Below are 11180 nucleotides of genomic sequence, written 5' to 3'. Positions count from 1 at the left end.
TTGGAAAATTCCCTGAAAACTCAAGAGAGAAATCGCCGTTAGGTTAGTCATCACCAGTCATGCCTTCGAGGGAGTTTTCTATGTCCCTGTCGTGGTCAAGAAACTGAGGAGGTTTTGAGATGAGCAAGCTGTTAAAGGAACATTTAGAAGGACTCTTGGTGGACTTGGCTCAGGCCCAGGAGCTCTTGGACAAGGTGTTGACTGACAACACGGTGGACTTGTGGTCGGCCAGTAGTTTTGCCACCCTCATCAAAAGACAGAAGATGGCCCAGGCGGAGCAAGTTTTGGAACGGATTAGGGATAAGATTGACCGCCTGCTGCCAGGCTATCTCCCTGCTCCACCCAACTATGACGCCAAGAAGGGACTGTACTGGGATTATCTGCTTGACTTCTCAGTGGCCAAGGATACCAAGGCTGTTCAAGAAGCTTTGACTGATTTGACGGTTGCCGTTAAACAGCGTTTGGTGGAGGTTGAGGCCTATTTGGCGGATCGGTCGGTGTGAGGGTAGAGAGAGCTATCTGCTTTTCAGAGGATTTTCTGGCAGTGGCTTGCTAAGTCTTGCCAACTTCCCCACCCCGTCAGGCCCTGATTTGTGCTATAATAGAAAACAGAAAGTGAGGACGATGCATGACACTCTGGATTATTGGAGGGATTGCCCTCTTGTTGCTACTAGCGGTGATTGGCGGTTACAATGGCCTGGTCAAGGCCCGCATGCAGACCCAGGAGGCCTGGAGCCAGATTGATGTTCAGCTCAAACGCCGCAACGATTTGATTCCCAACCTGATTGAAACCGTTAAGGGCTATGCCAAGTATGAGGGCAGCACCCTGGAAAAAATTGCTGAGCTGCGGGCCCAGATTGCTAAGGCGACCAGCCCTGAGGCGGCCATGGCGGCTTCGGATGCCATGACCCGTCAGGTCTCAGGCCTCTTCGCCATTGCAGAGAACTACCCAGATCTCAAGGCCAATGCCAGCTTTATCAAGTTGCAGGACGAGCTGACCAACACCGAGAACAAGATTGCCTATTCTCGCCAACTCTATAACAGCACGGTGGCCAATTTCAATCTCAAACAAGAAGTCTTTCCAGGAAATGTCTTGGCTGGTCTCTTTGGTTTCAAAAAGGCGGCCTTCCTTGATATTCCTGAGGAAGAAAAGGCTGTGCCAACCGTTCATTTTGACTTTTAAGGCCTGGCAGGCTGGGGTAGCCAGAGCCTAGACTGAGAAAGGAGACTGCCATGCTCTTTCAACAAATTGCGGCCAACAAGCGGCGGACGGTCTTGCTCTTGCTGGTCTTTATGGCCCTCTTGGCTGCTATCGGGGCAGCGGTGGGCTACCTGATGACTGGTCAGATGGAAACTGGTCTGGTCTTGGCCCTGGTTGTCGGTCTGGTTTATGGGGCCATCATGGTCTTTCAGTCCACCCGTGTGGTTATGGCCATGAACCGGGCCCGTGAGGTGACCGAGCAAGAATTTCCTGACCTCTATCGAGTGGTGGAGGACATGGCCATGGTGGCTCGGATTCCCATGCCCAAGGTCTATGTCATCGAGGACCCTGCCCTCAATGCCTTTGCGGCTGGCCCCAGCCCTGACAAGGCAGCCGTGGCCGCCACGACCGGCCTCTTGGCCGTCATGAACCGGGAGGAACTGGAGGGGGTTATGGCCCACGAGGTCAGCCATATCCGCAACTACGACATCCGCCTGGCAACCATTGCCCTGGCCTTGGCCTCGGCCATCAGCCTCTTGGCCTCCATGGGCAGTCGCCTCATCTGGTATGGGGGTGGCCGCAATCAGCGGCGGGACGACCGAGACAGCGGTCAGGCCCAGGCCCTGGTGCTGGTTTTGGCTCTGGTGACCATGGCTCTGGCTCCGCTGGCGGCGACCCTTGTTCAGCTGGCTATTTCCCGCCAACGGGAGTTCCTGGCTGACGCGGGAGCGGTTGAATTGACCCGCAACCCTCAGGGCATGATTAAGGCCCTGAGGAAGTTGGACCAATCCGCCCCCATGAGCAGGCCGATTGACCCTGCCAGCTCTGCCATTTACATCAACATGCCTAAAAACCGAGACGGCCTCCAGGCCCTCTTTCGGACCCACCCGCCCATTGCCGACCGAATTGCACGGCTGGAGCGTCTTTAGGACAAAAAGGAGAAAAATATGTTTTCACTAACCGAGATTAAAAAGGCCAGCGACGGCCTGAGTTTTGAGCGGGAGCTGGTGGTTAAGGACCAGCTCATGGCTCGTGAGCCTGAGGTTTTGGACCTCAGTCCCGTCACCGTGACGGGGCGGGTCTATCAGGACCGGGGCCTCTACTTCCTGGACTACCAGATGGCTTACACCCTGACCCTGCCCTCTAGCCGGTCCCTGGTTCCTGTGGCTTTGGAAAATAGCCGAGCGGTTAACGAGGTCTTTATCGAGGCTGACCAAGTCGCTGTTCAGAAAGAGTTGGTTGAGGAGGATTTGGTCCTGATTTTGGAGACCCCAGCCATTGACTTGGAAGAAAGTGTCCTTGATAACATCCTGCTCAACCTGCCCATCCGAGTCCTCAGCCCAGAAGAAGAAGCTGACGATCAGCTGCCAAGTGGCGAGAGCTGGGCTGTCCTAACTGAAAGCCAGTATCAGGCCAAGCAGGAAGAACAAAAAGCAGCCAACAACCCCTTTGCCAGCCTCAGCGGCCTCTTCGACGAGGAATAAGAGCAGTCTGAAAAGTTGAAACAAGGTTTCAGCTTTTTTGTTGTCGGTGAGGGTGGCAGAAGTTGGCAATCCCTTGCTTTTTTGCCCTGAATTTGAAACAATAGGAGGACTAGGAAATGAAAGTGAGACGGAGATGATGATTGTGATTGTTGGGGCCTCTTTTGCAGGCCTGGCCTGTGGTTTGGAGGTGCGTCGACTATACCCCAAAGCTGAGGTGGCCATCTACGACCGAGAGGTCCAGGTTGGCTATGTGCCGACCAACTTTAATCGAAAACTAAAGGGGGACTTGAACGATTTGTCGGCTGAACGGTCTGCCCTCTTTGAGGAGGCAATGGCAGAGCGGTTGCCCCTTTACCTAGGTTATGAGTTGCTCTCTTGTGACCCAGTGGCTCGCCGCCTGATTTTTAGCCATGAGGGAGGCCAAGAAGAGGTGATTTATGACCGCTTGGTGCTGGCCTTAGGGTCCCATCAAGATTATTGTTTAGTTGAACCAGAGGCGAAACCCTACCTGCTTTCCCTCAAGAGTCTGGCGGACAGTCAGCTGGCTTTGGAGAAGCTCCAGCAGGCCCAGTCTGTGGCAGTGGTGGGTGCCGGCCAATTGGGCTTGGAGTGCCTGGATGCCTTCAGTCAGGCGGGCTATTCTTGCCAACTGATTGAGGCTAGGAACCGCCCTCTGGCCAAACAGTTTGACCAGGCCATGACAGAGGACCTCCTGGAAGCCATTGAGATGCGGGGGGTGACTACCCACTTTAATCAAGTAGTCACTAGAATCAGCTGGACAGTTGCAGAAGGGCTGACCCTGAAAACCCAATCGGAGACCTACCAGGCAGACCTACTTCTCTTAGCGACCAATGTTCGTCCCAACAGCCAGCTCTTTGAGGAGGTCTTGGACCTTCAGGCAGATGGCACCGTCTGGGTCAATCCTTATCTGGAGACCAGTCAGCCAGGTATTTTTGCGGTGGGGGATTTGATTCAATTGCCTGCAGCCTCCTTTGGTCAAGTTTATCGACCGATGGTTGGCCCTGCGATTTTGACCGGTCGTTTGGCTGCCCAAAACCTGTTCGGTCCCCAAGTCGCCCTGCTCCAGTCGGTTAGTCAGGTGACATCGGACCTGTTTGGCCATCAACTGACTAGTCTAGGTCAAACCCAGCAGCAGGCTAGCCTGTGGGAACCGGTGCTAGTGGCGCAACAGTGGACGCCTGATCGGTCCTTGGGAATCAAGCTGGTTGCCAGCCAGTCAACGGGTGCCCTCTTAGGGGTTCAGCTGAAGGGCTATGCTCCTCAAGACCCCTTGTTGACTCTTCTTAGCCTGGCCCTGGAGACAGAGCTACCTCTAGCATCTCTGCTTAGCCATTCTATCTATCATCAAGCGTCAGTGCCGACCAGTGTCGCCTTATGCCTGCAAGCCTTGCGAGACCTCTGGCGCCAGCTGAAGGAGGTGGACCAGTGAGACTAGAAGACCTCTTTGAAAAGCGTGAGCGTGTGATTTACCAACTGCTCTGCAGGATCCAGAATCAGCCTGGGAACGCCTTTGTCAAGGACCTCTGTGACCACTTGGGCGTTAGCCGTTCCACCCTGGTCCGCTATGTGGAGAGCCTGGGTCAGGAGGTGCAGGCCCTTGAACTAGGTCTGTCGCTCCAAATCCAAGGGGAGCAGCTTCTCTACTGCCGAGCTCCTGACTTAAGGCTGACCAGCTATGCCCGCTTTTTTGCTCAATCCTCTCTCAAGTATCAGATTTTATCAGCTATTTTTGACAAGGAGGATTTTAGCATCCAGGCCCTGTCCCAAAAACTCTTGATTAGCGAGGCTAGTCTTAATCGGCAACTATCAGCCCTCAACCAACTCTTGGATGAGTTCGGCATTGCCATTAGACGGGGGCGACTTCAGGGGAGTGAGTTGCAGATTCGCTACTTTTACTACCAGTTGTTTTGGTTGCTGGGCGGGGCTCACGGCGATGACTTTGCTCAGGCAAGGGCCTTTCAAGGCCCGGCTGTTCAGGTTTTTGAACGCCTCTATGAAGACCGTTTTCGACCCAGACAGGTGGTGCAACTCCAACTTTGGTTGGTCATCTGCCACAAGCGGATGCGGCTGTCTGGTTTGGAGTTTGCACCTTTGGAAGCCCTGATGGCTCCCTATCAGGACCATAAGTTTTATGATCGCCTGAGGCAGGTGGTCATGACCCTCTTGGAGCAGGTGGCGGGTGGCTTTCAGGAGGGGGAGGTCATGTGTTTGTTTGCCTTTCTCTTTTTCCACTTTATTTTGGGGGCACCCCAGGTGGAGCAGATGCTGGCCTTTGGTGGTCCCATTAAGGAAGCTACTAGCTTGGGATTGGCTCGCCTACGGGAATTATTACCCAATCGCCTGGTTTTGGATGAAGAGGCCCTCTATCATCTGAACCAGCTCCTGGGACAAATTTACTTTTTCCAGGGGCAGGTGGTCAGCCATGGTCCGTCGGTCCTAGCAGAAACCTATCGCAGGGAGGCCCGCTTGCTGTTCCAGGAGGTGTCCCAAGGGGTTTATGGGCAAAAGGCAGAGCTAGCAGGCGATTTTTACGAGACCATCTGTCATGAACTAGGCAAGCTCTTTGACTACATGACCATGGAATTGCCGTCGGAACTGCTCATTGGGGTTGCCCTTTCAGGAGACGGGGTCGAGCGCATGCCAGTCCTTCACCAACTCAGAAAGGCCCTGGAGCAGAACCGCTACATCTCCATCGAAGAGTGGCAGGAGGGTGAAACCTATGATTTGGTGATTTCGGATTTTCAAACCTTTGCGGCACAGCCAACCTACCTTCTTTATCATGGCCTTAGTCAAGGGGATTTGACGGCCTTAAAAAACATGATTCAACAGTTGGGCAGGCAAAAATCCGAGCGTCCCCTCTATCGTCGTAGCGGCAACCGTTCGAGATTGGGCTTTAGCTAAAGCCCTTGTTCTTGTTGTGACCAGTCAGTTCTTGTTAACTGGCTGGTTTTTTGTCTAGGGGGTAATAAGTACAGAGATAAGAAGCTATCAAAAAAAATTAGACTTCAAAAAAAGTTGATAGGATAGCGCTATCAAAATAGGGTACAATAGGTTTATCAAATAAGAAAGCGCCAACAAGCGACAAAGGAGGACAACATGTCACAAGAACAATACATCATGGCCATCGACCAAGGAACAACATCGTCTCGTGCCATCATCTTCAATAAACAAGGGGAAAAAGTTGGAAGCTACCAAAAAGAATTTCCACAAATCTTCCCACACCCAGGTTGGGTAGAGCACAATGCTAACCAAATCTGGAACTCTGTTCAGTCTGTCATCGCTGGTGCCTTTATCGAATCTGGCATCCGTCCTAACCAGGTGGTGGGGATTGGTATCACCAACCAGCGGGAAACAACGGTTGTTTGGGACAAGGAAACTGGTAAGCCAATCTACAACGCCATCGTTTGGCAATCGCGTCAAACAGCACCGTTGGCGGACAAGCTCAAGGCTGACGGTTACGCTGACTTCTTCCACAAGAAAACAGGTCTGGTGGTTGATGCTTACTTCTCAGCTACCAAGGTTCGTTGGATTTTGGACCATGTGGAAGGGGCTCAAGAGCGGGCTGAAAAAGGCGAGTTGCTCTTTGGTACCATCGACACTTGGTTGGTTTGGAAATTGACCAACGGCAAGTGCCACGTGACCGACTACTCAAACGCATCACGGACCATGCTTTACAACATCCAAGAGCTCAAGTGGGATGAGGAAATCTTGGAACTCCTCAACATTCCAAAAGCCATGTTGCCAGAAGTGAAGTCTAACTCTGAAATCTACGGCACAACTGCCCCATTCCATTTCTTCGGTGCTGAAGTGCCAATCGCTGGTATGGCGGGTGACCAACAGGCAGCCCTCTTTGGTCAGTTGGCCTTTGAACCAGGTATGGTGAAAAACACCTACGGTACCGGTTCCTTCATCGTCATGAACACGGGTGAGGATATCCAGTTCTCAGAAAACCAATTGATCACAACCATCGGTTACGGCATCAACGGCAAGGTCAACTACGCCCTTGAGGGGTCAGTGTTCGTTGCTGGTTCAGCCATCCAATGGCTCCGTGACGGCCTTCGCATGATTGAGCAATCACCAGAATCAGAAGATTTGGCCCGCAAATCGACCAGCGAAGACGAAATCTATGTGGTGCCAGCCTTCACAGGTCTGGGTGCCCCTTACTGGAACCCTGATGCTCGTGGTTCAGTCTTTGGCCTGACTCGTGGTAGCAGTAAAGAAGACTTTGTAAAAGCTACCCTGCAATCCATTGCCTACCAGGTGCGTGATGTTATTGATGCCATGAAGATTGATTCAGGCCTTGACATCTCTGTGCTCAAGGTTGACGGTGGTGCAGCCATGAACAACCTGCTCATGCAATTCCAGGCTGACATCTTGGGCATTGAAATCGCTCGTGCAGCCAACCTTGAAACCACAGCCCTTGGAGCGGCCTTCCTGGCTGGTTTGGCGACTGGTTTCTGGAAGGACTTGGAAGAGCTCAAGACCCTCAACGCTGTTGGGGCGAGCTACCAACCTGAAATGGATGATGAGCGCAAAGAACAACTCTACAAGGGCTGGAAACGTGCCGTTGCGGCAGCCCAGTTCTTCGCAGAAGACAAATAAGTTAGTGTAGACAAGGAAAATTATCGGCCGCTACCCAACCAAATGGTCTTGGTGTGGTGGTCGATGGTCTTTCCTTAGTCGCTTAGAAAGAGGACAAGATGAGTTTTTCAAAAGCAAGTCGCCAACAGGCCATTGTTGGCATGCAAGAAAAAGAGTTAGACCTGTTGATTATTGGAGGGGGAATCACCGGTGCTGGTGTGGCTGTTCAGGCAGCTGCTAGTGGCTTGGAGACGGCCTTGATTGAGATGCAGGATTTTGCCGAGGGAACCTCTAGCCGTTCAACCAAATTGGTTCATGGTGGTCTGCGCTACCTCAAACAATTTGACGTTGAAGTGGTGTCAGATACTGTGTCCGAACGGGCGGTGGTTCAGGGCATTGCTCCTCATATTCCAAAGCCAGACCCGATGCTTTTGCCAGTCTATGATGAACCAGGCTCAACCTTTAGCCTCTTCCGCCTCAAGGTAGCCATGGACCTCTATGACCTCTTGGCAGGGGTGCAAGATGGGCCTTATGCCAACAAGCTGTTGACGGCAGAAGAAGTTCTGGAACGTGAACCTCATCTGAAAAAAGAGGGGCTCTTGGGTGGTGGTGCTTATTTGGACTACCGCAACAACGATGCCCGTCTGGTCATCGAAAACATCAAGCGGGCCAATACGGATGGTGCTCTGATTGCTAGCCGGGTTAAGGCCGAGGCCTTTATCAAGGATGCCTCAGGCAAGGTGGTCGGTATCACTGCTCGCGACCTGTTGACGGGTGACACCTTTGATATCAAGGCCCGTCTGGTGATTAACACAGCAGGCCCTTGGAGCGATGAGGTGCGTAACCTGGGTGGTGAAGGCTCTGGGGTCTACCAGATGCGTCCAACCAAGGGGGTTCACCTGGTGGTGGACAGCAGCCGTTTGTCTGTGCCACAGCCAACCTATTTTGACACCGGTTTGGGTGATGGCCGCATGATTTTCGTCCTGCCGCGGGAGAACAAGACCTACTTTGGAACGACTGATACCGACTACAAGGGTGACTTGGCTGACCCACGGGTGACCAAGGAAGATGTGGACTACCTGCTCAAGGTGGTTAACAACCGCTACCCAGAGGTCAAGCTGACGGTTCAAGACATCGAGTCTGGCTGGGTGGGCCTACGTCCGCTTCTGTCAGGTAACGGCTCTTCGGACTACAATGGTGGTAACAACGGCAAACTCAGTGATGAGAGCTTTGACCAGCTGATTGCAACGGTCAAGGGCTATCTCAACAATGAAAAATCCCGTGACGACGTGGAGCGTGATTTAAGCAAACTGGACACCAGTGCCTCTGAAAAGACTCTGGACCCATCCGCTGTTTCTCGTGGTTCCAGCTTTGACCGCGATGAGAATGGTCTTCTAACCCTAGCTGGTGGTAAGATTACGGACTTCCGCAAGATGGCAGAAGGTGCCATGGAAGAGATTGTCCGTCTGCTCAAGGAAGAGTTCGGTCGTGACTACCAGTTGATTGACTCTAGTACCTACAAGGTTTCTGGTGGTGAGCTGGATGCTTCAAATGTTGAGGCGGAAATCCAAGCGCTAGCCCAAGAGGGAGTGGTAGTGGGGCTTTCTGAAGTAGATGCCCTCTACTTGGCCAACCTGTATGGCTCAAATGCGCCAGCAGTATTTGCCTTAAAAGAGACTGTTGAACCTGTGACGGCGCTCAACCAACGCGACCTGCTCTCGCTTCACTATGCCTTGCGTGAGGAAATGGCCTTAACGCCAGTGGATTACTTGTTGCGTCGCACCAACTACATGCTCTTTATGCGGACAGAACTGGACGCTATCAAGGAGGATGTGATTGCTGAAATGGCGGCCTACTATGACTGGTCAGCAGAAGAAGTAGCGGCCCAGACTGCCCAGTTGCAGGAGACCTTGGACAAGAACGATTTGGCAGACCTCAAATAGGGGACAGGTTTAAGGATTTGTCCTCCTGTTGAAAGGGTTTTCCTGGTCTATGATAAATGTATTAATAAAGAAACGAGGAAAAGACAATGTTAATGAATGAATTGCTTGGTGAATTTTTAGGAACAGCGATGCTGATCCTCCTTGGTAACGGGGTTGTTGCAGGTGTTGTGCTCAACAAGACTAAAAACAACAATGCCGGTTGGATTGTCATCACCTTTGGTTGGGCCTTGGCAGTTGCCATGTCCGTCTTCACCTTCGGTAAATTAACACCAGGTGCTCACTTTAACCCTGCGGTGACCATCGCGATGGCAGTAGCAGGAAACACTCCGTGGTCATCTGTTGTGCCTTACATCTTGGCCCAATTCTTGGGTGCCTTCTTGGGGCAATTGATTGTATGGCAGTTCTACAAGCCACACTACGATGCGACAGAAGACACTGGTGCGGTGCTTGCGACCTTCTCAACTGGTCCAGCTATCCGTGACACGGCTTCAAACTACATCGGTGAAATCGTTGGTACCTTTGTCCTTATCTTTGCCATCATGAGCTTTGGCCTTCATGAGTTGGCACCAGGTTTTGGGCCAATGATCGTTGGTGGTTTGATCCTGTCAATCGGTTTGTCACTTGGTGGAACAACAGGTTACGCCCTCAACCCAGCTCGTGACCTCGGTCCTCGTATCATCCATCACATCTTGCCACTCAAACATAAGGGTGACTCTGACTGGGGCTACGCCTTGGTACCAGTTCTTGGTCCAGTAATCGGTGGTGTCTTGGCTGCTATCCTGCATGGCTTGATTTTCTAAGCATGACACAAGATTGCCAACCCGTGAGGGTTGGCAATTTTTTATCGGTCCTGCAAGGCCCCTTAATTTATGCTATAATGGATGGGATTGAGCGTAGGGGTTGCCCTCCCATCAGACTACGCCCCTTTGTTTTATAACAAAGTTAGCGGTTCTCAGGTTCCTGGGGTTGGTCTCAGTCTGCTGGTAATTTTCGCCGCTGCTCAACAAGAAAGAAGAAGGAGATGGCCGATGTCACCGTCGATGAAGGGAAGTGTCCTGACCCTCTTGGCCGCATCTTTTTGGGGGATTTCAGGGGTCAGTGGCCAGTTTTTGATGACCCAAGGCCTGCATGTTAACCTCTTGACCAGTTTGCGGCTTTTGATTTCGGGTCTGGTCCTGGTTGCCCTGGTAGCCATCAGAGAGCCAGCCAAATTGAAGCAGATGCTGAGTGATCGTACCACTCTCATTGGTTTGGTAGCCTTTAGCCTACTGGGCCTTATTCTCAACCAGTACGCCTACCTTCAGGCCATCCGCTACACCAATGCAGGCACCGCAACAGTCCTTCAGTACATGACGCCAGTGTTAATCTTAGCTTTTGTCTGTCTAAAGACTAAACGTTTTCCGACTAAGACGGAGTTGGCGGCTATAGTTTTTGCCCTTGGGGGGACGGTCATCATGGCAACGCGTGGGCAGTTAACCAGTTTGGCGGTCACCCCAATTGGTTTGACCTATGGGCTCTTGTCGGCGGTCACCTATGCGGCCTACATCCTTTTGCCAGTAGGTTTGATTAAGCGCTGGGGAAGTCTGCCAGTTATTGGCTTGGGGATGTTGTTTGGTGGCTTGGTCTTCCCAGTGCTGACGCAAGCCTGGCGCTACCCAAGCCAGCTGTCACTGGAGACCCTGCCAGCCTATGTGGGCATTATCGGCATCGGAACCATCGCAGCCTATACCCTATTTCTCAAGGGGTCAGCCTGGTTGGGCTAGTCAAGGGGAGTCTGCTGGCTTCTATCGAGCCTGTAGCAGCCATCTTTTTCGCCCTTGTTCTCCTCAAGGAGTCCTTTTATCTGATTGATTTGCTGGGCATGGCCCTCATTCTGATGGCGGTCTTCCTGGTGAGTTGGCAGAACTTGAAAAGAGAGGCTGCGCCAGCTTCCTCTAAAGGCTAGGGTTT

The 11180-nt window shown here is 52.3% G+C and carries 9 protein-coding genes and 1 pseudogene; all 10 read left to right on the top strand.

From position 1 onward, the window contains the following. Positions 1-119: 119 nt before the first annotated feature. The 10 genes and pseudogenes from AC3ARB_RS08580 (at position 120) to AC3ARB_RS08535 (ending at position 11175) form a co-directional block, all read left to right on the top strand. Complete coding sequence (locus AC3ARB_RS08580) at positions 120-503, top strand: hypothetical protein (protein ID WP_488320154.1); 384 nt, start codon at positions 120-122, stop codon at positions 501-503. A 125-nt stretch (positions 504-628) separates the two neighbouring features. Next, positions 629-1183 carry a LemA family protein gene (locus tag AC3ARB_RS08575; protein ID WP_488320153.1) on the top strand — a complete coding sequence of 185 codons (555 nt, stop codon included), beginning with the start codon at positions 629-631 and terminating at the stop codon, positions 1181-1183. A 50-nt stretch (positions 1184-1233) separates the two neighbouring features. After that, complete coding sequence (gene htpX, locus AC3ARB_RS08570; protein WP_488320152.1) at positions 1234-2130, top strand: zinc metalloprotease HtpX; 897 nt, start codon at positions 1234-1236, stop codon at positions 2128-2130. Between the two features lie 18 nt (positions 2131-2148). Next, on the top strand, positions 2149-2685 hold the full coding sequence (locus tag AC3ARB_RS08565) for a YceD family protein (protein ID WP_488320151.1): 537 nt from the start codon (positions 2149-2151) through the stop codon (positions 2683-2685). 133 nt (positions 2686-2818) lie between these two features. Then, the gene (locus AC3ARB_RS08560) at positions 2819-4135 is read left to right on the top strand and encodes an NAD(P)/FAD-dependent oxidoreductase (RefSeq protein ID WP_488320150.1); all 1317 of its coding nucleotides are present in this window, start codon (positions 2819-2821) and stop codon (positions 4133-4135) included. Beyond that, complete coding sequence (locus AC3ARB_RS08555; RefSeq protein ID WP_488320149.1) at positions 4132-5607, top strand: AcpB/EbpR/MafR family transcriptional regulator; 1476 nt, start codon at positions 4132-4134, stop codon at positions 5605-5607. The genes AC3ARB_RS08560 and AC3ARB_RS08555 overlap by 4 nt, the downstream gene beginning before the upstream one ends. 195 nt (positions 5608-5802) lie before the next feature. Beyond that, a complete protein-coding gene (gene glpK / locus AC3ARB_RS08550) occupies positions 5803-7308 on the top strand; it encodes a glycerol kinase GlpK (RefSeq protein WP_488320148.1) in 1506 nt (501 codons plus the stop codon). A 98-nt stretch (positions 7309-7406) separates the two neighbouring features. After that, positions 7407-9230, top strand: a complete 1824-nt coding sequence (gene glpO, locus AC3ARB_RS08545) for a type 1 glycerol-3-phosphate oxidase (protein WP_488320147.1) — start codon at positions 7407-7409, stop codon at positions 9228-9230. 86 nt (positions 9231-9316) lie between these two features. Then, positions 9317-10030 carry an MIP/aquaporin family protein gene (locus AC3ARB_RS08540; protein WP_488320146.1) on the top strand — a complete coding sequence of 238 codons (714 nt, stop codon included), beginning with the start codon at positions 9317-9319 and terminating at the stop codon, positions 10028-10030. A 228-nt stretch (positions 10031-10258) separates the two neighbouring features. After that, positions 10259-11175, top strand: a pseudogene (locus tag AC3ARB_RS08535) (DMT family transporter). The last annotated feature ends 5 nt before the right edge of the window (positions 11176-11180 follow it).

The organism is Streptococcus sp. ZY171113, from assembly GCF_057748235.1.
The sequence above is the reverse complement of the archived record's forward strand: the minus strand, read 5'-3'. Positions and strand labels throughout refer to the sequence as shown.

What these genes read in the sequence shown, in the direction of transcription:
- glpK (WP_488320148.1), top strand. Translation starts at nt 5,803, where the DNA reads ATGTCACAAGAACAATACATCATGGCCATCGACCAAGGAACAACATCG.
- htpX (WP_488320152.1), top strand. Translation starts at nt 1,234, where the DNA reads ATGCTCTTTCAACAAATTGCGGCCAACAAGCGGCGGACGGTCTTGCTC.
- AC3ARB_RS08560 (WP_488320150.1), top strand. Translation starts at nt 2,819, where the DNA reads ATGATGATTGTGATTGTTGGGGCCTCTTTTGCAGGCCTGGCCTGTGGT.
- AC3ARB_RS08580 (WP_488320154.1), top strand. Translation starts at nt 120, where the DNA reads ATGAGCAAGCTGTTAAAGGAACATTTAGAAGGACTCTTGGTGGACTTG.
- AC3ARB_RS08540 (WP_488320146.1), top strand. Translation starts at nt 9,317, where the DNA reads ATGTTAATGAATGAATTGCTTGGTGAATTTTTAGGAACAGCGATGCTG.
- AC3ARB_RS08575 (WP_488320153.1), top strand. Translation starts at nt 629, where the DNA reads ATGACACTCTGGATTATTGGAGGGATTGCCCTCTTGTTGCTACTAGCG.
- AC3ARB_RS08565 (WP_488320151.1), top strand. Translation starts at nt 2,149, where the DNA reads ATGTTTTCACTAACCGAGATTAAAAAGGCCAGCGACGGCCTGAGTTTT.
- glpO (WP_488320147.1), top strand. Translation starts at nt 7,407, where the DNA reads ATGAGTTTTTCAAAAGCAAGTCGCCAACAGGCCATTGTTGGCATGCAA.